The 24,435-nt window shown below is 72.0% G+C and carries 17 protein-coding genes; 5 read left to right on the top strand and 12 right to left on the bottom strand.

All coding sequences use genetic code 11. The annotated features are described in order from the left end of the window. Positions 1-15 precede the first annotated feature (15 nt). On the bottom strand, positions 16-747 hold the full coding sequence (locus POL72_RS28455; protein ID WP_272098995.1) for an iron-containing redox enzyme family protein: 732 nt from the start codon (positions 745-747) through the stop codon (positions 16-18). A 420-nt stretch (positions 748-1,167) separates the two neighbouring features. Between POL72_RS28455 and POL72_RS28450 the strand changes: the two genes are divergently transcribed. Further along, positions 1,168-2,166, top strand: a complete 999-nt coding sequence (locus tag POL72_RS28450; protein ID WP_307730630.1) for a DMT family transporter — start codon at positions 1,168-1,170, stop codon at positions 2,164-2,166. A gap of 274 nt (positions 2,167-2,440) precedes the next feature. Here the strand turns inward: POL72_RS28450 and POL72_RS28445 are convergent, their stop codons facing one another. Both POL72_RS28445 and POL72_RS28440 read right to left on the bottom strand, forming a co-directional pair. Next, entirely contained in the window at positions 2,441-3,805 is a 1,365-nt protein-coding gene (locus POL72_RS28445) for an FG-GAP repeat domain-containing protein (RefSeq protein WP_272098991.1), read from the bottom strand. A 462-nt stretch (positions 3,806-4,267) separates the two neighbouring features. Next, the gene (locus tag POL72_RS28440) at positions 4,268-4,603 is read right to left on the bottom strand and encodes a hypothetical protein (protein WP_272098989.1); all 336 of its coding nucleotides are present in this window, start codon (positions 4,601-4,603) and stop codon (positions 4,268-4,270) included. Positions 4,604-5,196: 593 nt separating this feature from the next. Here POL72_RS28440 and POL72_RS28435 point away from each other — a divergent pair. The 3 genes from POL72_RS28435 (at position 5,197) to POL72_RS28425 (ending at position 7,669) form a co-directional block, all read left to right on the top strand. Continuing rightward, positions 5,197-5,898, top strand: a complete 702-nt coding sequence (locus POL72_RS28435) for a fatty acid desaturase family protein (protein ID WP_272100026.1) — start codon at positions 5,197-5,199, stop codon at positions 5,896-5,898. A 93-nt stretch (positions 5,899-5,991) separates the two neighbouring features. Beyond that, positions 5,992-6,486 (top strand): PaaI family thioesterase, encoded by a 495-nt coding sequence (locus POL72_RS28430; protein WP_272098987.1) that lies wholly within the window; start codon positions 5,992-5,994, stop codon positions 6,484-6,486. A 505-nt stretch (positions 6,487-6,991) separates the two neighbouring features. Next, positions 6,992-7,669, top strand: coding sequence for a hypothetical protein (locus POL72_RS28425; protein ID WP_272098986.1), 678 nt, complete (start codon positions 6,992-6,994; stop codon positions 7,667-7,669). Between the two features lie 9 nt (positions 7,670-7,678). On the opposite strand, the gene POL72_RS28420 is transcribed toward POL72_RS28425, so the two are convergent. The 4 genes from POL72_RS28420 to POL72_RS28405 form a co-directional block, all read right to left on the bottom strand. After that, entirely contained in the window at positions 7,679-8,689 is a 1,011-nt protein-coding gene (locus POL72_RS28420) for a lipase secretion chaperone (RefSeq protein ID WP_272100024.1), read from the bottom strand. A 53-nt stretch (positions 8,690-8,742) separates the two neighbouring features. After that, complete coding sequence (locus POL72_RS28415) at positions 8,743-9,654, bottom strand: esterase/lipase family protein (protein WP_272098985.1); 912 nt, start codon at positions 9,652-9,654, stop codon at positions 8,743-8,745. A 419-nt stretch (positions 9,655-10,073) separates the two neighbouring features. Beyond that, the gene (locus POL72_RS28410) at positions 10,074-14,246 is read right to left on the bottom strand and encodes a serine/threonine-protein kinase (protein ID WP_272098983.1); all 4,173 of its coding nucleotides are present in this window, start codon (positions 14,244-14,246) and stop codon (positions 10,074-10,076) included. A gap of 1 nt (position 14,247) precedes the next feature. Continuing rightward, on the bottom strand, positions 14,248-15,081 hold the full coding sequence (locus tag POL72_RS28405) for a hypothetical protein (protein ID WP_272098981.1): 834 nt from the start codon (positions 15,079-15,081) through the stop codon (positions 14,248-14,250). 762 nt (positions 15,082-15,843) lie between these two features. On the opposite strand from POL72_RS28405, the gene POL72_RS28400 reads away from it, so the two are divergent. Then, positions 15,844-16,260 carry a CBS domain-containing protein gene (locus POL72_RS28400; protein WP_272098979.1) on the top strand — a complete coding sequence of 139 codons (417 nt, stop codon included), beginning with the start codon at positions 15,844-15,846 and terminating at the stop codon, positions 16,258-16,260. 87 nt (positions 16,261-16,347) lie between these two features. Here POL72_RS28400 and POL72_RS28395 read toward each other — a convergent pair whose 3' ends face one another. The 5 genes from POL72_RS28395 to POL72_RS28375 form a co-directional block, all read right to left on the bottom strand. Then, entirely contained in the window at positions 16,348-19,113 is a 2,766-nt protein-coding gene (locus POL72_RS28395) for a hypothetical protein (RefSeq protein ID WP_272098977.1), read from the bottom strand. 18 nt (positions 19,114-19,131) lie between these two features. Next, a complete protein-coding gene (locus POL72_RS28390) occupies positions 19,132-21,315 on the bottom strand; it encodes a hypothetical protein (protein ID WP_272098975.1) in 2,184 nt (727 codons plus the stop codon). A 302-nt stretch (positions 21,316-21,617) separates the two neighbouring features. Beyond that, positions 21,618-22,430: a metallophosphoesterase family protein gene (locus tag POL72_RS28385; protein ID WP_272098973.1), complete on the bottom strand. Its 813-nt coding sequence runs from the start codon at positions 22,428-22,430 to the stop codon at positions 21,618-21,620. Between the two features lie 14 nt (positions 22,431-22,444). Further along, positions 22,445-22,795 carry a BolA family protein gene (locus tag POL72_RS28380; protein ID WP_272098971.1) on the bottom strand — a complete coding sequence of 117 codons (351 nt, stop codon included), beginning with the start codon at positions 22,793-22,795 and terminating at the stop codon, positions 22,445-22,447. A gap of 123 nt (positions 22,796-22,918) precedes the next feature. Beyond that, a complete protein-coding gene (locus POL72_RS28375; RefSeq protein WP_272098970.1) occupies positions 22,919-24,379 on the bottom strand; it encodes a hypothetical protein in 1,461 nt (486 codons plus the stop codon). Between the last annotated feature and the right edge of the window lie 56 nt (positions 24,380-24,435).

The raw sequence follows: 24,435 nt of genomic DNA, 5'->3' as shown, positions 1-24,435 counted from the left end.
CGACATCGCAGCTGGTCAGCTCGCCACCGCTTCGTCGCAGGCCCGCCAGGATCTGTCCGCCTGCTGGCCGACCGTCTGCGCGTGGAGCTCGCGGAAGTACTCCGATAGCAGGCCAGCGATATCGTGGATCAGCCCGAACAGGGGGCGCTCGTCGCCCTGCCGCGCGGTGAGCCGCCATGCGACGTCGAGCATCATCGCATAATGATCCTGGTCCTCGTCGATGGTAAGGTGGGCCTTGGACCCCTTCACGTGGCTCGGGGAAAACTGCGCCTCGGCCTTGGCGACGACCTTGGCCGAGTACTGGGCGGAGTTCCACTCGACGAACAGCGAGTAGGCGACGGCCGCGAGCGACCCGACGCGCGCGATGCCGCGCTCAAGATAGTCGAGCAGCGCTACGGTCGCCGGCAGCGGTGGCGTCGCGATGACCTGCTCGCCCGTGAAGCCATGCCGCCGCAGGTCCTGTAGATAGAGGAGATCGTGGTTGAGCTCCTGCGCCGTATACCGCGCCCACGCGCGGGCGGCGTCGTAATCCTCACCGATCATCGCCGCGAGCGCGAGCGCGTCCGTGCGGCTCGTCATGCGGATACGCCGCACGGTCTCGACCCGGTGGCGGATATAGTACGCCTCATCGAGCGCCTCCTCGCCTTCGGCGAGGTGAGACGCATAGTGAACCGTACGAAAAAACGCGTCCACCTCGAGCCGCATCGCGTCCTCGACGCGGCGCTTGAAATCACCTGGAATCGCCATGGGATCGTCCCTCCGCTGCTGGCTTTCTATCTATTGATTATTTCTGTGCGTGTCGTCGCAGAACGCGGAGGTACCCGGGCGTCGAGCGCCCGCCGTACCTCCGCCGTCACGAACCATTTGATGAGCGATGATTATTTGATGATGTCCATCGTCGTCCTCCTTCTTTCCGACATCCAATAGCAACCACCGCGCCACGGGCGGCGCCGAGGGAGGGCAAACCACAGGGCTGCGATCCATGACGCGCAAGGGCCCAAGCCGCTCGCTTTCGGCGCTGTGTTGCGCGCAAGTCCTTGCGCGCTCATGCAAATGGGCCTCATGGGATCGCCGGGGCGCTGAGGCGCGAACGGACTTCGGACCTCGTCGCGACGATAAAACCCCGCGTACCGGCACAGGGGCTGCAGGGCACCGGGCAGGAAGCACATGGAAGAGCAACCAATGTCACGCGCTGCTCGGGCGTCGGACGGGCGGCCATGGACACGGTCGCGAGGGGTCGCGCTCATCCTCATGGCCTCGCTTTGCCTGGGCGCAGGGGCCCCGCTGGCCCGGCTCGCCTCCTCGACGGATCCGGTGCTCGTCGCAGCGGCGAGGTGCGCGATCGCCTCCGCAGTCCTGCTCCTCGCGAGCCCGCTGGAGGTCCTTAGGCTCCTCACGCGGGCAACGGCGAGGCAGATCGCCCTCATGGCAGGGGCGGGGCTCTTGCTCGCGGCCCATTTCGGTTTTTTCCTGATGGGCCTGGCGAAGACGTCCATCGCCGCAGCTGTGACGCTGGTGTCGCTCGAGCCGTTCGGCGTGGTCCTGACTGCGTGGCTGCTGTCGTCGTGCACGCCCAAGCGGCACGAGTGGGTTGGGCTCGGCGTCGCGGTCGCGGGGACCCTGACCCTGCTGGTCATGGGCGGCGGCGGCACGGGCGATCACCGCGTATCGGGGGACTTGCTGGTGCTCGTGTCCGTCTTTCTCTGGGGTTTTTACCTCGCCGCGGTGCGGGCGAACGGCCATGTCGAGCGGCCGAGCGCGCTCGGCGCGATCGTCTTCTTCGCCGCGGCCATCCTGCTGGGCGTCGCGGCCTTCTTTCGGGGCGCGAGCTTCCATCTGTCCGGCGGGGCGGCGCTCGCCATTCTGGGACTCGGTCTTGTCCCGACCCTCGGCGGGCACACGATCGTGCAGTGGGCGACCCCCCACGTGAAGCCCTCGTTGATCGCGCTGGTATCCCCAGGTGAAACGGTAGGAGCGCTCTTTCTGGCCATCCTGCTGACGAGCGAGCGTCCCTCGGGCCTGGAGATGGTCGGCGTGTGCGTCGTGCTCGCCGGCGCGTGGTGGAGCATCCATGGTTCCGGTGGACGCGAGCGGCGAGGAGGCGCTGGCCGCGTTCCTGCCGGGGCCCCACGTCGAGATGGCCGACGGCCTCGCGAGATCCCGTAAAAAAGAACCGCCAGGGAGCCCGAAGCCACTAGCGCACAGCTCTACGGTAGGATGCCTTCCGCCTGGTGCTACGTCGCGGTGATCCCAGGCGTTTCGGGCGTGGAAGACCTGCCTGATCGCATAGGGCCAGTTCTGTCAGTGAGCTCGTACGGTCGGATTGCACGAATCAGGAACGGCTCCGACATGGCGGCCGCATCATGGCACACCCCGCTCCCGGCGGGACGAGCTCAGGACGGGCTGGACGAGGGGCAGGAGACGCCGCCCGCGGGAGCGCTCAAGGCGCCGTTGCGCAGCCGCGACCGCGGAAGACGACCAGACCGTCGAGCTGGACGCCCACGACGTCAGGGCACCCATTGCAGTCAAAATCGGTGATGCCTACGCCGAAACCGTCGATGTTCTCGAAGGTGCCAGGGAATGGCGCCGGCTGGGCCTCGAACGCGCCCTCCGGCGTCTGGAGGAACGACCACATCTCGGCGGTGTTTCGGCTGACCGCGACGAGATCGCTCCGCCCATCGAGGTTCAGATCGGCGATCTGCAGGCCCCCGGAGACGAAGTACTGGTGATCATCGATGGTCAGCAGCGGCTGCGGCGTCGTCAGGTGGCCGAGGTCGTCTTGCAGCAGGATCCAGACCCGCATCGGCCCGTCGGTGTACTCGTGCGTGACGGCGGCGACGTCCTGGCGTCCGTCGTTGTTCACATCGCCCACCGCGACCGTGACGAACGAGACACCTGAGCTCGGCGGCGTGGTCTCGAAGAAGATCTGCTGCCCGGTCGTGTCGAACCCCCGCTCGACGTCGTGCGGAAAGACGGCGATGCCCGCGCCCACGCCGTTCATCGCGATCACCGCGTCGGGGTACCCGTCCCCGGTCACGTCACCGGTGACGATGCCGGACATGAACACGCCGGCCGGCAGCTCGTGATCCAGCTCGAAGCCGCCGCCGCCGTCGCCCCGGTAGACGAGGATCTTGCTATTGTACCCGAGCCCGACGATGTCGAGGACGCCATCCCCGTCATGGTCCACGGCGGTCGGGGAGAACGTGGTTGGCCCGGCGATCGTCCTCGGGGGCTCGAACGCGCCGCCGCCCCGGTTGTGGAGGAAGACGAGCCCTCCCTGCTGCGCGGCGACGATGTCGAGCGCGCCGTCGTGGTCCGCGTCGAGCAGCAACGTGTCTTCGACCGAGTTGGCCGCCGTGGAAGGGGTGTAGATGACTTCGCCGTTCAGTTCCCGTACCCGCGGATGCGTCTGCAAGTACAGCGCTCTGCGATCCGTGCTCACGAAGTCGAAGCGCCTGTCCCCGTCGATGTCGCCCAGCGACAGCTGACCCATGTACACGCCAGAGGACTCCGCGGGATAGAGGAGGCCGGGCTTCAGGTAGTAGCCGCTGCCGTCGCTCGGCTCCTCGCCAGGGAACGGGCCCGCGCATCGATCGCCCGCGCCGCCGCCGGTCGGCACATACGCGCCACCGCCGGTCGGCACATCGACGACGCGCTCGGCCGTCCCCGGCTGGGCAACGGGCCTGTCTGGCGAGCCGACGTCAGCCGCCTCTTCGTCCTGCGGCGGATCGACCGAGTCGCTCTGGGAAGATGGCTCGGGAACGACAACCGAGCTCTCGCACCCCGAGCCGAATCCGACAAGCAAACAACAAGCTACCCACATGCGTCCGCTGCCGCGTCGCGCACACCTCATAGGTTACCTCCGCAAGACAAGTGAGCCCCACGAACCTGAACGTCTCCAGGACACGCCCGTCCCCCACGCCCTCAGCGGCTCGGCGACTACGATGCGGTGAACGGGCTACGCATTCATCGGAGCAGGAAAATCGCAGCGCGTCGTCAGGGACGCGGCCGCGCATTCTTGCCCGGCGCATCCCGTCGCCGAGCCGGTCACGACGGTTCTCCCTGCCAGTAGCGCGCTGTGGTGTAATTTTCCGTTACGGCAGGCGTCCAGCTTCGTGAACCCCCGGAGCCACTCTTCCGCGAAGGCGCAACCAAGGACAGACACCTTGCTTATTTTTTTTTTGCGCCTTTGCGCACCTGGCGCCTTTGCGTTGAATATCTCCCCGCTCGCGGGGCAGAGCCATGTCAGGATGTCTGACCTGCGGTATCAGCAGATCATCCCCTGGCCGCGCATCTCGGCGAGATCCTCGTCGCTCGGCCGGCGGTGCCGCCCGAGGAGCAGGTCGCCGAGCCAGAGGAGGTTGTAATTGCAGTGCATGTACCGGTGGTGCAGGTAGTGGTGGCGGGAGATGAAGCGCACGTAGCGCGTGCCGAGCAGCCACCGCATCGGCCGGGACGCGCGGGCCATGGCCTCGGCCCGCGGCATGTGCAGGTACGGGTGGAGGACCAGCGACGACAGCGGGTAGATCACGAGCGGTAGCAAGGCGCCGATGACCACCTGCGCCGGGAGGAAGAGGGCGTACAGCGCGAAGAACGGCAGCACGGGGGGCGGCGAACGCGAGGATCCCCAGGCCGGCCAGCGAGACGCCGTATTGCTCGCGGATCATCCGCCGGTCGCCCTGGGTCTCGACGATCCAGCGATCCAGCCGCTCCTGCTCCTCGCGGCTCTCGAACTGCCGCACGTGACTCACGCGGTAGGTCTTGCCGTGATGCACGACCGAGTGACTCGTATGCGCGCGCAAGAGGGGGCGGCCCACGAAGCCGAGCCGCTTCGCCGCGCGGCGGACCTTGAGGGTCGCGTGCAGCGCGTTCCGGTGGAGAAACGACTCTGCCATGGAGACGGTGAGATAACCGATCACAACACCTGCCACGATCTGGAGAGCCCCTGTAGACATTGCCACGGGATTCATGGGTATGCTCCTTCGCGCAGACCTGCGGTCTGCAAGGGACGCTGGCGCGGCCGGCGAGCAGCGCGGCCGTGATGCCGTCGTCGATGCCGGTTCGTGCATGGCAACCGCGGTGCCAGCCGGCCGCGCCTCGACGCCGCCCGCCCGGAGCCGCTGTTCGGCGTCCGGAGCGCTCACGCGGCGCCGCGGGGGCGTTCCTCCCATGGAGGCCGGGACCTCCAGCTGAAGGCTGGCCGCGTGCACGTGGAAGTGGCTCTACTATGGCCCGGCCACCCGGAGCGCCCTGCGCAAGCGGCGCGAGCGCGCGGCCGAGGCCTCGACGGAGGGGCGCGAGCGCGCGGCCTGGTCGCCCAGCGTGCTGCTCGACCGCGAGATGCTGCTCCGCTCGTACCTGCCGTATGCCCTTGTGCACTTCGTCCTCCTGCCGCTCGCGTTCCTGCCGCTCGGCCGCGGGGCAGCGCTCGGCGTGCTCGTCAACAGCGTGGCGGCGGAGCTCCTGTCGAACCTGCACAGCTTCGCGGTGATCGCGCCGACCCACACCGGCCTGGATATCCCCATCTTCGAGGGCGCCGCGCGCAGCCGCGAGGAGTACTACGTCCGGCAGATCGTCGGCTCGGTGAACTACGAGAGCCCCGGCAGCGCCGCCGACTTCCTGCACGGCTACATGGGGTATCAGATCGAGCATCACCTCTGGCCGGACCTGCCGCTCCGGCAATACCCCGAGGTCGCGAGGGAGGTCGAGGCGCTGTGCCGCGAGGTCGGGCTCCCGTACCGCAGGGACTCCGTCTGGAGGCGGATCACCGAGATGGTCCGCGCGGTGATCTGCGACGAGGAGGTGCAGGCCGCGCGCGTCGCGATCTCCGACGCCGGCGCGCGCCGCGCCGGGCGGAAGGACGGCGGTGGCCTTGAGCTCGCTGCCTTGCACGGATAGGCTCCGAGGATCATCGATCTCGGGCTCGCGCGGACGTCACGGGCGTCACGGACGTCGCGAACGTCAGATTCAGGAACAGGGAGAGAGGGAGTCATGACGACGAATCAGGAACGACAGCTGGTGGTGACGTGGCAAGATCCTGCGCCGGCCGTGGAGAGGGTGAGATCGATGTCCGGCCTCGCCTACCTCACGGCCATGATGAACGGCGAGCTGCCGATGGCGCCCATCGCGAGCCTCCTCGGGCTGCGGGTCGCGGCGGTGGAGGCCGGCCGGGTCGTCATCACCGGATCTCCCGGCGAGCAGCACCACAATCCGATCGCGATGGTCCACGGCGGCTATCTGAGCACGATGCTCGACTCCGCGATGGGCTGCGCCGTGCACGCGTCGCTGGAGGCGGGGGTCGGCTACACGACCGTCTCGCTCCAGGTCAGCTTCGTGAAGGCCCCGCGCGCCGGCGGGCCCGAGCTCATCGCCGAGGGCCGGGTCGTCCACCTCGGCAAGCGCCACGCGACCGCCGACGGGACGCTGCGCGACGCCGACGGCACCCTCTACGCCCACGCCACCACGACGTGCCTGATCCTGCGGTGAGCGCCGCCCGCGATGCCCGCAGCGCACGAAGGCGGGAGAGACGGAGAGATAGAGAGACAGAGAGACAGAGAGACGGAGAGCGTGGCGGATCGCGGGGCCTGCCCCTGTCAGACGCTCCTCGTCTGCGACGTCCTCCCGGGACGCGGGACTCGGCACCTCGTCCCGCAGGAAGCGGAATCCTGGAGCGACAAACGGGTTGAAGTCTCACGCAAACAGCGAGAAGCCGAAACCCCCAAAGACGCCAGATTCTTGTTGTTTTCTTGGCGTCTTCTGGCGTCTTGGCGGTTCATTCCTCTGGTTTCCAAGCTGATCGGTGTTCCAGGAGCACCAAGGAATCCCAGCCGATCGCAGAGAATCGCTGTGCGCTCCTTGCCCTCTGTGCTCACTGCACCTCCCTGGCCGGATGCCGGGCGCTCGATCGACGGGGGCGAAAGGCATGTCCCGGAGGAGGCCCGTGGCTTGCTCTCTCCAGCGCAGGTGCGGTCGATGGCACCGGGAGGGGCGCATGTGGACTTCGAAGACGGGGAGAACCAGCGGTAGGTCAACAAGGGGGAAAGGCGTCGTCCAAGGGCTCGCCGGGCTTCTCGGGATCGGCCTCTGTCTCGGCGTCTCCAGCGCTTCCGCTGCTGGCACGACCCAGGCCGTCTCGCCTCAGGCCCCGGCGCAGGGTCGTGCCGCGCCGCCGCAGCGGACCGCGACCGTCACGCAGCGCGCCCCGCAGCGGGCCGCGAGCGTCACCTACGTCGAGAACCCGCGGAGGGCGCGCTGGATCATCGCGGGCGCGTCGACCCTGGGCGGCTTCTGGGCCGCGTCGGCCGTCCGCGGCGCCGCCCTCTCCCTCGGACAGCCGGAGGTGCGGATCCGGCTGGTGCCGCAGTGCTCCCAGGGCGCCTGCTTCCTCGTCCGGCGCCTCGAACGCACCTCGGCCAACCCCGCCTCGCTGCTGATCCCCCTCGCGGGTCCGTGGATCCACCTCGGCACGGGGCGGCCGACGGCGGCCAGCGCGGTCGGCCTCTCCCTCCTCGGCGCAGGGCAAGCCGTCGGCCTGGGGATGCTGCTCGGCGGCGTCGCCATGCCTCGGCAGCTGCGCGTGCCGCTGCAGCGCGGCCAGGTCCTCCAGGTGGGCGCAGCCCCGCTCGTCACCCCCGGCGGGCTCGGGCTCTCGATCAGCGGATCGATGTAGGCGCGGCCGTCACCGGGCGAGACCCAGGATCGCCCCCACGCGCAGCCGCTCCTCGGGCGTGAACGAGCGCTCGAGGAGCGCCTCCTCGGCGGCGCGCCGCGCGTCGGGATCGGCCGCCGTCGCCTCGATGTCCGCGCGCGCGCCGGCGAAGGCGTCGAGGCGCTGCCGCCAGGCCGCCCGCTGCCGATCGAGCTCCGCGAGCCGGTCCGCGGCCTCGGGGCCCACCGTCGCGACCCGGTGCGCGTGCATCTCCTCGTCCGAGGCGCCCGCTTCCCGGAGCGCCTGCTCCTCGGCCTGCTGCGCGAGCGGGCGCGTCGCCGCCTCGCGCGCCTCGCGGACGGGCTCCGGGAGCGCCGCCTCGACGTCCGCGATCCGCGCGTCGCGCTCCTCCGGCGAGAGGGCCTCGTCCGTGAGGATGCGGGACTCCTCGATCGCCGCGTCGATCTCCCGCTCCTCGTCGCCGAACAGCCGCTCCGCGGCCTCCTCGCCGAACCATGCGCGCCGGATCTCGCGCAGCGCGGCGAGGCGCGCCGCCGGATCGGCCTCCTGCTCCACGCGCGCCCCGCCGGCCGCCTCGCGGTAGCCGAGGTACCGGTCGAGGAGCGCGATCGCCTGCTCCGCGGCGGGCCCCGCGGCCCGCTCGCGGATCGCCGCGACGATGCGGGCCCTGATCGCCGGCGCCGGCTCCTCGCCGGTGGCGCTGAGGAAGTAGTCGAACAGCCCGAGCAGCTCCGGGCCGACGACCAGATCGCCGCGCTCGTCGACGGTCACCGCGCCGTCGACGTCCGTGCCGCGGAGCGAGGGCGGCGCGGCGTTCGTCGGCGGGCGCGGCGCCGCGGGGGGCCGCGAGACCGACAGCGCCTGCCGGAGGCGCGCGGGGGACGGCGCGACCGAGAGCGCGGGCAGCGTCTCCTTCCGACCGACGCGCGCGGCCCCGTTCGACCGGCCGGAGGGCGCGGCCTGCCGGTGCCGCTCCCCCGAGACGAGGCGCCCCACGCCGATCGTCGCGACGAGCGCCATGGCCACGAGTAGAGCTGTCCTGCGACGACGCACCACGAAGGGCCCCCAGGAGGCTAGAGACCGATGCCCTTCAGCCGGCTCGCGTGCGACCGGAACACGGACTTCGGGTTCGGCCCAGACAGGTTGATAAACCCGAAGAGCTGATTGACCTCGTCGAGGTGGTTCATCCCATAGTCGTCGCGGAGCACCACCCCGAAATGGGAGCTGCACCTGCCCACCATCCCGTCGTTCGACTCCGAATACAGCTTGGAGATGAGCCCGAGCGTCAGGTCGGTCGGATCGATGAGGCTCGTGACGATCGATGTCCCCGACCACGAGAAGAAGCGCACGCCGCCCTCCTCGGCGGGGCCCTGCCCGCACCGGCCGTCGGGCAGCCCGGCCGGGTAACGCGCGTTGAACTCGCGCATCCCGGCGGCGGAGAGCGACCTGACGGCGGCGATCGCGTCCTGGGGCGCCGTGTGCCCGCTGAGCAGGCTGAGCACCGCGCCGAGGCTGTTGGCGAGGAACGAGAGCGCCCCCTCCGCGAACCCGCCCTCCCGCAGGTTCTCCTGGAGGAAACTGGCGAGCTCGGCCCCCTGATGCGGAGACCCGATGGTGGTCACCGAGGCAATGAGATCCGGCCGCACCGCGGCGACATACCGGGCGTCGAGCCCGCCATGGCTGTGCCCGACCAGGTTGACCTTCCCGCTCCCGGTGCGCGCGACGATATCCTCGACCTGCGCGAGCAGCGCCTCCCCCCGCGCCTCGGTGCTGTCGAACTGGGGCACCTCGGTGGCATACACCTCCGCTCCGCCGGCGCGCAGCGCCGCCGCGATCCCACCGAAGTAGTCGATCACCCCGAACATCGCCTTGAAGCCGGCCATTCCGTGACAGAGCACGATTGGATACCGCGTCTGTGCATAGCTCTTCATCGCCAGCGCGCCCTCGCCGACCTCGGCGCGCTCCGCGTCCGCCGGCTCGTCCATCGACGCGACGCATCCTTGCGAGAGCAGCATCACGACGGCTCCCGCCGTGCACCGCAATGCGTCAATCCACATTCGGCGCCCGGCCCATCGTTTTCTCTCGACTCTCTCCTGATTTCGAGCGGGTGTGAGGGCGGTGGGGAGTGCGGCGCGCGTGCTGGAGGAATGAGCTCGTCTGATCACCTGTCACCTCTGATAGAGTATTTTTTTAATTCGAATCAAGCAGAACTCACAGGCTCTCAGCGCAACAAGCACCTCGCGTATCCTGGACAATCGGCAGGCCGGTGTCCTCCCCTCCACCGGTCACGTCGGTCCAGGCGGCGCGACAGGGCATCAGCGCAGGGGCGCCCAACCCCCCATGTCGCGGCGAGGGCCGGGGACACGCGGGCGGGCGAGGCGGAGGGCGCGAGCCCTCGGGGCGGCTAGGTCGCCGTCGCGCCGAGCGCGCCGAGGACGATGCGCGCGTTCTCGGGCACCGCCGTCAGGAACCGCTCGCGCCGCCGCGGGTCCGCGATCCGCCGCGCCCGCGCGAGCAGGAGCTCCCTGGCCTCCGAGAGCACCGCGGACGCCTCGCCGTGGGCGCCGGACGCCGCGAGCGCCTCGGCGTAGGCGAGCCGCACGAGCGACTCCCCTTCTTCCAGGGATCCGAGCGCCGCGAGCTCGCCGAACGCCGCCCGCGCCGCGCCGAGCGCCGCCGCGACCTCGCCCGCGGCGAGCAGCGCCCGCGCGCGCACCGCCACGGCGGCCGCGCGCAGCCGGGGGGCCACGTGCAGCGCCGCCTCGGCCGCGCGCGCCTCCCGCTCGGCGGTCGCGGCGTCGCCGGAGAGGAGCGCTATCTTCGCGAGGTAGGTCCGCGCCACGCCCTCCATGCGGAGGTCGCCGCGCCGCTGGAACGCCTCCACCGCGCGCCGCTCGACGAGCAGCGCCTCGTCGAGCTTGCCGAGCAGCCCGAGCGCGTGGCCGAGGTTGTGCAGCGCCACCGTCTCGAGCTCGCGCAGCCCCATCCGGTCGGCGGCCTCCAGGGCGGCGCGCAGGACGGACTCGGCCGCCCCGAGCTCGCCGAGCTCGGCGTAGATGAAGCCGAGGTTCGCGCCGATCACGCACGCGCTTCGCCTGTCCCCGGCCTGCTCGAAGGCCGCGAGCGCCGCCTCCAGGCCCTCGAGGCACGCCTCGGGATCGCCGCCGGCCGAGGCGCGGATCGCCCGGAGCTGCTGCGCGATCGCGACGAGCTCGGCGTCCGGCGGCGGAGGCGCGCGGAGGTCCTCGTCGATGCGCGCGAGCAGCGCGTCGGCCTCGGCGTAGCGGCCGCCGAAGACGAGCTGCGCGCCGCACTCGCAGAAGCACGCGATCCGGGCGCGGCGCAGCGCGGCCGCGCCGGAGGACAGCGCCCCGGACGCGGCGGACGGCGGCCCCGCGGGCGCGGCGGAGGTCGGCGCCGGAGGCGCGCAGGACGGCGGCGCCGCGGACGCGTGGGAGGGCGGCGCCGCGGACATCCCCTCGGCCACGGCGGCCCACCGCGCCACGCGGTCGACAGCGCCGAGCTTCCCGGCCGCGGCGGCGATCTGGGTGAGCGCCCGGAACCACCCGGCGCAGCCGGCGGGGAGCAGCTCGGCCGCGGACGCGCCCAGCTCCTCGGCCGCCGCGAGGTCGCCCGTCCAGACGCTGGCCTCGGCCGCGACCAGCCGGAGCGCGCCGAGATCCTCGCCCTCGGCGCCGCACGCCTCGCCGCACGCGGCGCGCTCGATCGCGGCGCGCAGGTCGTTCGCCTCGAGCGACTGCTCGGCCGCGCGGCGGTACCAGCGCACCGCGCGGCCGGGCTCTCCGCCGCGGCGGAAGTGCTCGGCCACGCCCCCCGGATCGGCGGAGGCGCTCCGCTCGAGCCACGCGCCCGCGAGCCGGTGGCCGAGGGCGCGATCGCGCTCGGTCAGCATGGCGTACGCGGCCTCGCGGACGAGCGTGTGGCGGAAGACGTAGTCGACGGCGTCGGCGAGGCCCGCCGACGCCGAGGCCGGCGCGACGAGCTCGCGGTCGGCGAGCGCCGTCAGCCAGGCCTCCACGTCGGCGAGGCGCTCCTCGCCGCCGAGCAGCGCCGCGACGCCGCGCTTCGAGAAGCGATCGCCGAAGATGCTGGCCGCCCGGAGCACGCGCTTGCCCTCGTTGCCCTCGGCGTCGAGCCGCGCCTCCACCGTGCCGAGCACCGACTCGGGCAGGAGCTCCTCCTTGCCGCTCGCGACCGCGCGGATGAGCTCTTCCAGGTAGAACGGGTTGCCGCCGGCGCGCTCGACGAGGTGCGCGACCACGCCCTCGGGCACGGGCTCGCCGAGCGCGGCGCGCACGAGCTCCGCGCTCGCGCGGCGCGGCAGCGGGCCGAGCTTGATCGTCTGCACCTCGCGCTCGGCCCACAGGCTCGGGAACTGCCGGTGGACGTCCGGGCGCGCGAGCGCGAGCAGCATGAGCGGGAGCTCGCGGAGGTTCCGCAGCGTCGCGTCGAGCAGGCGCACGGTGGCGGCGTCGCCCCAGTGCAGGTCCTCGAGCGCGAGGAGCACGGGGCGCGCGGCGCACTCGGCGGCGAGCCAGTCCTCCCAGGCGGCCCCCACGCCGTCGCTCATGCCGGTGGCGCTCTGGCGCGCCGCCCGCACCATGCGGGCGTGCTCCGGCGACGGCGCGCCGGTGATCTCGCCGAGGAACGCCGCCGCGCGATCGAGCGCCGGGCCGCCCAGGTGACGCCCGAGCCGCTGCTTCAGCTTGCGCTGCCGCGCCCACGCCGGGTCGCGCGCGCGGAGGCCGGCGGCCCGGCAGAGCACGTCCGCGATCATGCCGAACGGCGAGCCGGGAGAGCCCGAGTCGGCGCGGCCCCAGAGGATCTCGATCGGCTCGTCCCGCTGCCGCAGGGTGGCGAAGAGCTCCAGGCGGAGCCGGGACTTGCCGGCGCCGGGCGGCCCGAGGACGAGCACCGCGCTCGCGAGCGCCTCGGAGATGCAGCCGGCGAGCACGCCGTGGAGCATCGAGAGCTCGCGGGCGCGGCCGACGCACGGGGTGCGCTTCCCGAGCAGGGCGGGGGCGACCTCGTCCACGGCGCGCTCGCCGTGAAGGACGAGCGGCCCGCTCCGCGCCGCGGGTGCGGCGTGCGCGACGACGAAGCGCGGGCCGAGCATGTCGGCGGTCGCGCGGTCGATGCGCACCGCGCGCACCTCACGTTGATCGAGCGCCGCGCGGAGCTCGGCGAGGCCGCGGTCGATGACATCGCCCTCGGCGAGGCCCGCGGAGATGACGCCCCGCCCCGTGATGACGCAGAGCGGTGCGCCCGGGAGCTCGCCGCGGAGGGCGAGCGCGCACTGGGCGGCGCGCTCGGCGCGATCCACGGCGCTGCCGGGGCCGGACATCATGACGAGCTCCACGCCCGGGACGAGCTGCGTGAGCCTGCCGCCGTGGAGCTCGACGAGCGAGCGGATCTCCGCGGCCCGCGCGCTCGTCGTGGGCGGCTGCCACCTGCTCGATCCGGGCGGCGGCTGCGACCTGCAAGAGGCGGGCGGCAGCTGCGACCTGCGCGAGCCGGGCGGCGGCTCGCCAGGGGCCTCCTGGGCCGGCGGGGCGGGCTGCGGCGCCCGGGCTGCGCCGTGGCCGGGCTCGCCGAGGAAGACGAGGCTCACCACGCGCTGCTCGCCCAGCGTGAGGGCGGCGCGGTCGCGTGGGGCGAGGCCGTGGGCCGGCGCGTCCAGCGGCGCGCCGCCCGAGAGCGTCGGCGCGTCGGGCGGCGCGGTCCACCCGCCCCCCATCGCGGCGATCCGGTCGAGCTCGGCCGCGACCTCGGCGCCGTCGCGCGGGCGGTCGCCGGGCTGCCTGGAGAGCATGCGCGCGACGAGCTCGTCGAGCGGCGCAGGCGCGTCCGCGCGCACGTCGCGGAGGCGGGGCGGATTCATCAGCAGCACCCTGCTGAGCGCGGCCATCGGGCTCGCGCCCGCGAAGGCGGGGCGGCCGGCGAGGCACTCGAAGAGGACGCACCCGAGGGAGAACACGTCGCCGCGCGGGTCGGGCGCGCTGTGCGCCTCGATCTGCTCCGGGGCCATGTACCCCGGCGTGCCGAGGACGCCGCCGGTGACCGTGACGCGCCCGGCGTCGCTGCTGGGCCGCGCGATGCCGAAGTCGACGAGCTTGACCCGCCCGGCGTCCCCGCCCGGGAGGAAGAGGTTGCTCGGCTTGATGTCGCGGTGGACGATGCCGCGCGCGTGCGCGAACGCGAGGGCGTCGGCGGCCCGGCGCACGAGCAAGAGCCCCTCGCTCGCCGGCAGGACGCGGCGCGCGAGGCGCGCGGCGAGGTCCTCGCCGTCGAGCCACTCCATGGCGAGGTAGCGATCGCCTTCCGGGGTGCTGCCGTGCGCGACGTAGCGCACGATGCCCGGGTGGACGAGCGCGGCGAGGAGGGCGGCCTCCCGCTCGAACCGCTCGATCTGGATCTCGTTCCTCAGGCGGACGATCTTGAGGGCGACCGCCGCGCCGCCGAGGCGGTCGTAGGCCTTGTAGACGGTGCCCATCCCTCCGGAGGCGGCCTCGCCCTCGACGGCGAAGCGCCCCGCGATGATCTCCGCGTGGCCCACGTCAGTCGTCCATGAGGAACACGGTGACGGAGCCGAGGTTCGGCGTCTTCTCGACGATGAGCTTGCCCGAGTTGCTGCGGATCTTGCCGCGGCAGTTCGGGAAGCTCCCGTCGCTGTTCGGCGCGTCGCACAGGCTGCCGCACGAGCCGGCGACCTGGATCGCGCACGTCTCGAGCGACGGCCCGCAGGATCGCACGAGCGACGAAGGCTCGGGGGGGAGGCACGCGTGGTAGCGGCGCTGCGGCGCGAAGATGTTGCCGTAGTAGGTGGCCTCGCGCCTCGGGTAGGCCGCGCGCTCGCCCTTGTCGGCCCGGAGCTCCTTGCGATCCCCGCGGACGGAGATGCTCACCCTGTGCCCGAGATAGTTGACGCGGGCGAGGACGCAGCCGCTGACCCAGGACCGGCAAGCTTCGTCGCAGGCGCCGCCCTCCTCACCCCAGCTCGCCGCGAGCCCGAGCTCCCCCGGGAAGGAGAACTCGTCGTCGCCGACGGCGACGGTGAAGCCTTCGCCCGCGGGGAGCGCGCATCCCGCGACGTACTTCAGCAGGGTGCGCGCGGCCGGGTCACGGAGCGCCTCGGCCGTGAGCGGGTGGCCGGAGAGCGCCTCGGCCGTGAGCGCGTTCGAGATCAGCGCCTTCGACGTCAGCGCGTTCGACGTCAGCGCGTTCGACGTCAACGCGTTCGACGTCAGCGCGTTCGCCGTCTGAGCGGCCTGGGACGCGGCGTCCCCGGCGTCCTCGGCCGGAGCGTCCGGATCGAGCGCCACCGCGCACGCGCTCGCGAAGAGCGCCGCGATGGCCAGGAGGAGTGCAGCCAGCTTCGGCGAATGCTCCATGGATAACGCCCCCCTGGGATGCCCATGAGCGCGTGGCCCACGGGCTCCCGAAACGACCGGCGCCGAGGCGCGGGCCAAGGGGTGCGCGCATCGAACGCCGGTGCGTGATCTTGTTCAGATGCACGAGCCGCGAAGAAGCCCACGAGTCGGAGCGGCCGATGGGGCCATCTCCGCTACAGCAACAAATGGAAAGATGTCACTGATACACCGCCGGGCAAAGACCGACGCGCACGCAAGGGTCGCTTTTTTTGTGTCGGGGTGCGATCGCTCTGTTGGCGCTGTCGGCGCGAGACTCCCGCTCTGTCCAAGGCATCATGGACAGCGATGCTGGCACCGGGGACGGAGGAGCGATGGGGCGAGGTCGAAGTGCGATTGGCGGCGACATGATGGCCTGTAGCTGACAGCCAACCTTCCGGCCGGGAGGCGCCCCGAAGGCGCTCGGTGGGCTCGCTCCATCCGAGCGGACGACGGCCTGGGCCTGCGCCTCCCGGGCCCCCGCGGTCGGCGTCCTGAGCTCCCTCGGCGGACCTGCGGGCCGCCGGGGCGGCCGGCAGGAGGCGCCGAGGCCGGCCGAGCGCCGAGCCGACCGGTGCGTCGCGCCTCCCGGCCGTCCGCAGCGGTCGCTCGACGGAGGGCGTGCGCGAGGCCCGGCGTGGGCATGGATCGGCGTGAGACGTGGGACGTGGAAAGGACGGCGGCTGAACGGGCTGCTCGGCGCGGTGCGTCGGCGCGCACTTGACGCCGCTGCGTGCCGAGCATTACATGCCCCGGACCATGAAGGGCCATGCGCGCAATCTGATGACCGAGCGCGTGATCGCTTTGGAGCACGGCACGCCGGTCCTCGACATGTTGCAGCTGTTCGCCAACCATCGCCTGAGCGGCGCGCCGGTCATCGACGAGGGGCACCGCATCATCGGGTTCGTCAGCGAGACGGATCTCCTGGGCGTGCTCCTGCGCAAGGAGTACGCAGGCATGACGGCTGCAGACGTGATGAGCACCCCGCCCATCTGCGTGGACGAGTTCATGCCCACGGACGAGGTGATGACCCTGCTGCGCGCGAACCGGATCCACCACCTGCCGGTCGTGCGCGAGGGGCGCCTCGTCGGGATCATCACCCCGCAGGACATCCTGCGCTATTTCGTGGAGTGCGTGATGCCGCTCCCGCCGACCACCGCCTGACGTCGCGCGCCCGCCGGCGCGAGGCGCGAGCGGGACCGAGGACACCTGCCTCCCCGCGCGGCGCCCGACGCTGGCGCGGACGGTGGGTCAATGCAGACGAGAGGTCACGAACCACTCCGGGGAGATGTATCCGTCGGGCTGGGAGATGGTGGTCTCGCAGGTGGCGTCGAGCGCGGTATAGGACTCGATCCGCGTCTCCGTGTCGAGGTAGCCGACCGCCGATTCCTTGTCGCACCCATCGTACCCGGGCGGCGCGCCGCCGCCGTCGTCGAAGCGCCCGCACTCGGCGTCGGAGAGCACGGTGTAGTGCAGGTGCGAGTTGCCCGCGTCGCAGGGGAAGCTGTCCTCTGACGGGCACTCCGTCCACTTCTCCGCGCAATGGATGTTGTGTTGCCTCGGGATGTCGTCCCAATAGGCGATCTTCCCGAGCGGCGTCTCCGTGCCGACGTCCTGTCCCACGAGGGCCGTCGCCAGCTCATCGACGTCGAGGTGCCCGTAGAACGAGCAGAACCGCTTCTCTTCGCCGTTCTCCTTGAAGCGATGCTCGACGAGCGCGATGCCGAGGTACTGCGAGCAGTTGATCCCGGCCCGGAGGAGCTTGCCCGGAGCGATCGGGAACACGTAGGTGCCGTCCGTCCGGCCGCTCACCTTGCCGATGTCCTCGCCGAGGTGCCGTCCATCTTGCCAGTCCGGCTTGTGACCGATGTTCTGGATCATCCTGTGATCGGGAAAGGGGAACTGGAGGGTCCCTGTCGGCGCGAGGCACGCGTCGTTCACCCTTTCGTTGATCATGCACCCCAGCGGGCAGTAGGTCGCGTGGTCGAAGAGGTAGTGGCGCTTCTTCTCTCGCCCGGTCGGGTCATAACCCTCGCTCCCCTCGCACGGCACGAGGCGGGTCTCGGCCCCGTCCTGGCGCTCGCAGTACGCCTTGCAGTGGTAGAGCATCCACGGGTCGCCCGGGGCGTGCAGGTCTGGGTTGTGGCCGCAGTACGCTGGCTCGTTGAACCCCACGTTCTCGACGTTGTTGCAGAGGATCGCCCCCGGATCGGCGGTGATATCGCTGCACGCGTTGCCGAAGAAGTCCGTGACCGACTCGCAGAACGAGGACTGGGTCCCGTACGGATCGGGGCCACAGATCCCGCACGCCGTGCCGCAGGAGACGCCCGTGGCGTGCCAGCCGTCGGGGCGGTAGAGCTGCCGATCGCGGCACTCGAACACCTGCCCGCCGCGGCCGCAGACGCTCGCGCCCCGCCGCCGCGACGACAGAGGGACCTCGTTCCCCTGGTAATCGACGATCGCATCGCATCGCGAGGAAGGGCTCGGATCCGGCGCCGGATCCGGGATCCCGAACGGCTCTTGATCCGAGGTGGCATCACACACGTCGTGCTGGGTCTTGGCGTCGCGCGGAAGACACGCCGCGGAACACTCCTCGTACGGCACCGGGCGGCCCACGACGGCGCTCGTGGACTGCGCCGGCGGTGGACAGAACGACCAATCGTCGTAGGCGCACTGGTACAAGGTCCCGACGCGACCGGTGACCCCGTGCTGCCCGCAGAACAGATGGCGGCAGAAGCGGTTGCCGTCCGGCCCCGCCATGGCGTACACCACGTCGGGGACCGCGGGGCACCCCTCGTCGCAGCGGTCCCAGTCGCGGATCGTCCTGGCGCCGTCCTGGGGCTGCTCGCCGGTGACCTCGTGGTAGTGCATGCCCGGCAGCTCCCGCACGGGCTTGCACTCGCCGCTGCCGCCGAGCGCGGAGCAGTCGCGATAAGGCACAGGGCGGGCGCCCGGCCCGGGGCAGGCGAAGAGCTGCGTCGCCTCTCCCTTGATGCGGATCAAGGGCTCGCCAAAGCTCCGCGCCAGGTCGTTGTTCCAGGGGCTGCGAAAGACCTGATCACCGCAGAAGGTCTGGCCTTGCTCGACCGACTTCCATTTCCCGTCCTTGTCCTGGAACTGCTCCGGGCAGCGGCCGAACTCCGCGCCCTCGTCCTCCGGCTCGCCCGGTTCGCAGGGGCGATTGAGGTCGAGCCACCCCGCTTCTCCGCAGATCCATTCGCTGCGGTTGCCGTGCCCGAGGCCGCAGATCGTCTCGCCGCACGCGGTCGTGGTCACCTCGTTGTCGAAGCTGTCCTGCACCCCGCGGCAGGCGCTGCAGGTGCCCGCGCGCTGCGTGCACGAGAGCCCCAGGCTCTGCCACCCATCCGCGGTGCACACCATCTTCACCCCGTCGCTGCCAGCGCCGGTCGGGAAACACACGCGTTGCCCGCAGGTGCGCGGGATGTGCTCGCCGCCGGCCACGGGCGGGACCTCGCATGGGCACTCGCTGGTCGCGGCTTCGGTGCACGCCCCGCGCCGGCAGCCCCCCTCGCAGATCGTCCACTCGAGCGGGATCTGCCCCGCGCCCGCGCACTGGTACAGGGCCGCGGGCTCGCCGTTCACGACGTCCGCGCCGCAGAAGGTCCCTGCGCCAGGACAGGAGAGATCGCCGCACCTGTTCCCCGGGAAGCTGCGCCAGTTGTCGTTCGCGCCGAGGTCGACGCAGTGATAGGCGATGAGGTCGCGCCCGCACACGAAGCTGTCACACCGGGTGTCCTCGATCGGGATCGCCTCGCCGTTGTAATAAAAGCCGCCGCTGCACGCGCACGCGTCGTCGTTCGCCTGCGCGCCCAGGGGCGGCGCCGCGACGGCGGGCGGGGGCGGCTCCCTGCCGCAGCCCATGCCGGCCACCACCCCGGCGGCGAGCAGCACGGCGAGCGTCCCGAGGAGGCGCACCGCCGGCACACGCCGGAGGTGGCTCGAGACAGGGCTTCGGTGCGACGGACTGCCCTCGACGCGATCGTGCATGCGCTGCATCTCCCGGCTGCTCTCAGCTCACTTCGCGATCTTGCGGACGTCCCCCGCCCGGGTCGCCCAGTAGACGAACGCCTCGTCGACGGCGATCGCGATCGCGTCGCGCTGGCCGACGGCGAGCGTCGTCACGGCGCCTCCGGCCTTCGGGACCTTGCGGATCGAGCCGACGCGGTTGGCCCAGTAGACAGCGCCGCCGTCGCCGGGATCGACGGCGATCCCGGCGGGGTTCGGCTGGTCGTCGGCGAGCACCGTGAGGTCGGCGCCGTCCTTGGCGAGCCGGAACACGAACCCGTTCGGGCTGCTCCAGAAGAGGTGTCCGGCGTCGACGGCGAGGGTGTGAGGCGTGAGGTTCGTCGTGTCCACCACCTGTCCGGACGCGATCTGGCGCCGCTCGGTGCCGTCCTTGCGGAGCTTCACGACGGTGCCGTCGATCCGGGACCAGTAGAGGTGCTCCGCGTCGCTCGCGAGCGCGCCCCCGGGCTCGGAGAACACGCCGGTGATCTCCTGCGCGCGCTGTCCGCTCGCGAGGGCGTCGACGCGGTAGATCCCGCCCTGGGAGAGCGAGGTGAACCAGACCTCGCTGCCGTCGGTGACGACGGCCCAGGGGTCGGGGATCTCTGTGGTGAGGGGGATCGCGGCGCCGCCGGACAAGGGGTACCGGACCACGCCGGACGAGCCGGTGACGACGGCGTCGGCGCCGAGGAGCGCGATGTCCTCGAAGCGGTCGGCGCTGCAGCCCACGACCCCGGGAGGAGCCCCGTTGGCGAGGCACGTCGCGCCGCCGGAGACCTTGTCGACGCGGACGGCGATGCCGCCGGCGTGCTGGAAGCCGACCAGGTAAAGGGCGCTGTTGTCGAGGACGAGCGCCGAAGGCACCGCGAGGCCCGAGGCGAGCGAGGTGGCGCCCGGGGCGCACCCGCCGGCGCTGCAGAGGCCGCCCGCGCAGTCGTTGCCGCACGCGCCGCAGTTGAACGGGTCCGAGGCGAGCGCGACCTCGCAGCCGTTCGCAGGCTGGCCGTCGCAGTCGGCGTACCCGGCGTCGCACACGGCTTCGCAGGCGCCCGCGACGCAGGTCGCGGCGGCGTGGAGCGCGCTGCAGGTGTTGCCGCAGGCCCCACAGTTGTTCGCGTCGCCTTCGACGTCTGCCTCGCAGCCGTTCGCAGGCTCGCCGTCGCAGTCGGCGTGGCCGAGGTCGCACGCGAGCGAGCACCTGCCGGCCGCGCACGAGGGCGTCGCGTGCTGGTCGCCGCAGACGTTGCCGCAGAATCCGCAGTTGTCCACGTCGCTCGACGTGTCCCCGCAGCCGTCGCCGCCGCCCCCCGCGCCGTCGCCGTCGAGGCAGAGGCCGAACGCGCGGATCGAGCTGGTGAACGCCGCGCAGCGGGCATGGCCCCCCGACATCGCGGCCAGATCGCACTCGACCGCGAGCTCAGGATCGAGCGTCGCGCAGCACGTATCGAGCAGCGCCTCGCACGGAGCCGCGCTGAACGGCTCGTCCGGGGCGAGCCTCGGACAGCGGCCCGCGTCCGCTGCGCCGCCGAGGTAGTCGAGGCACCGCGCCGCGTCGGACTCCCCCGCGAGGGCGGCGCAGCGCTCGCGCGCCCCCTCGGGGAGCGAGGGACAGCACCGCTCCGACAGATAACCGCAGCTCTCGGCCGCGGGGTCGACGTCGGCGCAAAAGCCGTTGTCCTTGGCGTCGCTCTCCAGGAACCGGTGACACAGCTGCTCGTTGCCCCGGAATCCGGTCGCGTGGCACGCTTCTCTGAGCTGCGCCGGCAGCGCCGCGCAGCACGCGTCGAGCAGGCCGGCGCAGCTCGGGCCATAAGGGACCACCGGCGCGCCGCCCTCGCCGGGCCCTCCGGTGCAGAGATCGACCGCGTTGGCGCTCGCGAGGAAATCGTCGCACGCGGCGTCGTTCTCCTGGCTCGCTGCGGCGTGGCAGCCCGCGACGAGCTCTTCGGGGAGCGCGGGGCAGCACGCTTCGTCGAGGTGTTCGCACCCTCGTCGAGACCCGCTCGCCACGGGGGCACACGCGCCGAACGCGGTGCCATCCGCGTTGCACTGCTGCGCGCCGAGCGACCCGTCGGCGAGGAAACAGGCGGACAGGGCGCCTGGCGAACAGATGGCGTCGTCACCGCAATCGGCGCCGAACAAGGCGAGCGCGAGGAGGAGAGCGGGGCGGAGGCGTGAGTCGTTGCGACGCATGAAAGTCGAGAATAACGCTAAAGTGCCCCGGAATGAGGTGTCAATTGGAGTTCCGAGCCGACGCACGCCTGAAACCGACGATCGGAACCGGGCAATGGCGCGGATCTCTCGGCCGATTCCCGGCCGGGCCGGCGACGCGCCGCGCTCACGACATCGGCTGAATCGGCGGGCGCCGGCTGAAGAATCCCCTCCAATTTCTCGTGAAGTTCACAGGGAGGTGGGGAGACGGGGAGTGAAATCCCACCCATCTCCCCGCTTCCCCGTCTCCCCGTTCAATCTGCCGCTCGGGCGCGCTCCGCCCCCTACCGCCGGTCGAACTGGTAGCGCGCCCGCTCGGCGCCCTCGATCTCCACGACGATGCGCTTCGGGCCGAGCCGCACGACCGCGTGCGCCGCGGCGGGGCGACCCGGCGCGTCGTCGTCGAGGTTCTCGATCAGGCTCTGGAGCGTCACGTACGGGATGCCGCGGATCACGTCGAGGTGGTTCCAGTGCAGATGACCGTTGAAGACGGCGAGCACGCCGTGCTCCTCGAAGATCTTCCGCATCGCGCGCCGCTCGCGCACGAGGCAGATGTGCGGGCTCCCCTCGAACCAGCGGTTGCCCCGGAGATCCTGATCGGCCGCGCTGTGGTGCATCAGCACGATCTTCGGCAGCGAGGACGCCGCGAGGTCCTCTCCGAGCCAGGCGAGCTGCTCTGGCCCGAGCGAGATGTCGTGATCCTTGCGCTCGCGCGTGTGGAGGACCGTGAAATGGAAGCCGCCGCGGTCGAAGGCGTAGTGGAGCCGCGTCGCCTCGGGTCTGCCCCAGGCAGACAGCAGCTCGGCCTCGCTCAGGTGGATCACGTCGTGGTTGCCGGCGACGTGGAAGAGCTCGGCCTTCAGGCCGCCGAGCGCGGCCATGCAGGCGCCGTAGCGCTCCCGATCGGCCTCGGGCCCCTCGTCCTCGATGTCGTCGCCCAGATTCACGACGAGATCGGGCCGCGTGACCTCGTTCATCCGCCTCACGAAGGCGCGGGTCAGGGCGGGCGCCTCGCCGGTGAGCTTGCGCAGCTTGCCCCCGAACGATGCCTCCGGGCCGAAGTGAAGGTCCGAGACGAGCGCGACGACGAGCTCCATGCGCGCCTCGCCGCTCAGCCCGACTTGGCGCCGGGCTCCGGCGCCGCCTTGGAGCCGCCCAGGCACGCGGGAGAGCGGAAGTCCGCGCCCCCCTGCCGCTCCCACTCGTCCGGTGTCATCGCGCGGATCGTCAGGGCGTGCAGCCCGGCGCGGAACTCCTCGCGCACCACGTCGTTGACGCGGCGGTGGCGATCGAGCGGGCTCAGGCCCCGGAATGCCTCGCTCACCACGAGCACCTTGAAGTGGGTCTCCGAGCCCACCGGCACGCTGTGCATGCGGCTCTCGTTCTCCACCTCGATGTGCACGGGATCGAGCGCGCGAACGAGCTTGCCGTGGATCGACTCCTGCTTCGTCCCTGTCGTCATGGCCGCGCGAAGCTTACCCTCCGCCGCGCCGCCGGTCACCCGTGCGACGCGGCCGCTCGCCGACAAAGGGATCGCCCGGCGCCCCGCCAACGGATGAGCCGCACGGCGCGCCCCGGTCGAGCGTCACTTCGCCTGGGGATCGGCGCGCGGCAGACCTCGCTCATCGAACAGGAGAGCGATGTCGACGTGGAACTGCGCCCTGCGAGAGGACGGCGGCGCCTGATGGGAGCTCGGCGGCGCTTGATGGGAGCTCGGCGGCGCGCGGTGGGAGCTCGGCGGCGCGCGGTGGGAGCTCGGCGACGGCGCGGAGTGACCGCGGTGCGCCTCGCCGTCCTGCGAGCCCATCGCGAGCACATCCCGCTGCGGGGATGCCGCGCCTGGCTGCGGGCCGATGTTCTCCTCCCACGGCTGCGCGTCGCGCTGCTCCCACGGCTGCGCGTCGCGCTGCTCCCACGGCTGCAGGTCGCGCTGCTCCCACGGCTGCGCGGCAGGCGACGGAGGCACCTGCCGCGGAAGCGCATGCGCCGCCGGCGTATCCCGGCGTGGAGCCACCCCGGCCTGCTGCCGCGAGCTCGGAACGGCCTGTTGCGCGGACGTCTCCCGCCGTGCAGACGTCGCGGCCGGCGCCTCCCGATGCGCGTACGCCCCGGCCTGCTGCGAGCCAGCCACCGGTGTATCCCGCCGCACGTAGGCCTCGACCGGATGCGAGCCCGCCAGCGGCGTATCCCGCCGCACGTAGGCTCCAGCCGCCGGCGATGCCTGCACCGGCACATCCCGCCGCGCATGGGCGCCCCCCCTCACCGAGGGCGGCGCAGACGCGTCCCGGCGCGCAACCACCGGGCCGGCAGCCGGCGGCGGCGGGAGAGGCGTCGGAGCGGGCAGCTCACGGCGCGCGCGCGACGAGGGCGGCCCCACCATGACCCCCAGGCGCTCCGAGCGCGGCACGGGCGCCTCGCGGGCGCGGTACGCCGCCTCCCCCGGCGCCTCCGCGCGTGAGCGCTCCGGCCGCTGCGCAGCCACGGCAGCCGCCACGCGCTCGCGGTACGCGAGCTCCTGCGCGCCTGCGCTGCGCGGCTCCTGCGCGCCCGCGCTGCGCGGCCCGGAGCGCGGCAGCGGCGTCGCCTCGGGGTCGCGCCGCGACGACGGGGCCGCCTTCATCACCCCGATGGTCATGCGCTCCGAGCGCGGCACCGACGCGCCCTCGTCCGCAGGCATCATCGAGTAGCGACCGGGCGTCTGCTGCCGCGAGCGCTGCTTGCGGCTCTCGCGCGCCGCCGTGGCCAGCATCGCCCCGAGTTCGTCCTCCACCATCGCCTCGTCGACCCGCACGAGCGTGCTGACCACGTCGCGCGCGATCTCCTCGAACGCCTCGGGAGCGAGCGCGTAAGTCGACGACGTGACCACGATGACCACCGGACGACGCTCTTCCGCGAGCGCGGCGGCCATCGATACAGGGCACGCCTTGACGATGATCCCCACATCCATCGCCGCCGTCTGGCAGCGCTGGAGCAACGCCTGATCGCCGCCGATGAGGAGGGCCGTCGGGATCTGGGCGCGAAGCGTGGCGTCGGAGATTCGCGGCATCGGTCCAGGGATCCTAACCCCCCTGCCGCACGCAGAGGTCAGGAAAATCCTGTCAT

The sequence above is a fragment of the Sorangium aterium genome (genome assembly GCF_028368935.1).
In the GTDB taxonomy this organism is placed as follows: domain Bacteria; phylum Myxococcota_A; class Polyangia; order Polyangiales; family Polyangiaceae; genus Sorangium; species Sorangium atrum.
Note: the sequence above shows the minus strand (reverse complement) of the source record. Positions and strands in the feature narration are given on the sequence as shown.

What these genes read in the sequence shown, in the direction of transcription:
- POL72_RS28420 (WP_272100024.1), bottom strand. Translation starts at nt 8,689, where the DNA reads ATGGCGCTCGTCGCGACGATCGGCGTGGGGCGCCTCGTCTCGGGGGAG.
- POL72_RS28455 (WP_272098995.1), bottom strand. Translation starts at nt 747, where the DNA reads ATGGCGATTCCAGGTGATTTCAAGCGCCGCGTCGAGGACGCGATGCGG.
- POL72_RS28395 (WP_272098977.1), bottom strand. Translation starts at nt 19,113, where the DNA reads ATGCAGCGCATGCACGATCGCGTCGAGGGCAGTCCGTCGCACCGAAGC.
- POL72_RS28390 (WP_272098975.1), bottom strand. Translation starts at nt 21,315, where the DNA reads ATGCGTCGCAACGACTCACGCCTCCGCCCCGCTCTCCTCCTCGCGCTC.
- POL72_RS28430 (WP_272098987.1), top strand. Translation starts at nt 5,992, where the DNA reads ATGACGACGAATCAGGAACGACAGCTGGTGGTGACGTGGCAAGATCCT.
- POL72_RS28400 (WP_272098979.1), top strand. Translation starts at nt 15,844, where the DNA reads ATGCCCCGGACCATGAAGGGCCATGCGCGCAATCTGATGACCGAGCGC.
- POL72_RS28415 (WP_272098985.1), bottom strand. Translation starts at nt 9,654, where the DNA reads ATGGACGAGCCGGCGGACGCGGAGCGCGCCGAGGTCGGCGAGGGCGCG.
- POL72_RS28375 (WP_272098970.1), bottom strand. Translation starts at nt 24,379, where the DNA reads ATGCCGCGAATCTCCGACGCCACGCTTCGCGCCCAGATCCCGACGGCC.
- POL72_RS28450 (WP_307730630.1), top strand. Translation starts at nt 1,168, where the DNA reads ATGGAAGAGCAACCAATGTCACGCGCTGCTCGGGCGTCGGACGGGCGG.
- POL72_RS28425 (WP_272098986.1), top strand. Translation starts at nt 6,992, where the DNA reads ATGTGGACTTCGAAGACGGGGAGAACCAGCGGTAGGTCAACAAGGGGG.
- POL72_RS28405 (WP_272098981.1), bottom strand. Translation starts at nt 15,081, where the DNA reads ATGGAGCATTCGCCGAAGCTGGCTGCACTCCTCCTGGCCATCGCGGCG.
- POL72_RS28385 (WP_272098973.1), bottom strand. Translation starts at nt 22,430, where the DNA reads ATGGAGCTCGTCGTCGCGCTCGTCTCGGACCTTCACTTCGGCCCGGAG.
- POL72_RS28380 (WP_272098971.1), bottom strand. Translation starts at nt 22,795, where the DNA reads ATGACGACAGGGACGAAGCAGGAGTCGATCCACGGCAAGCTCGTTCGC.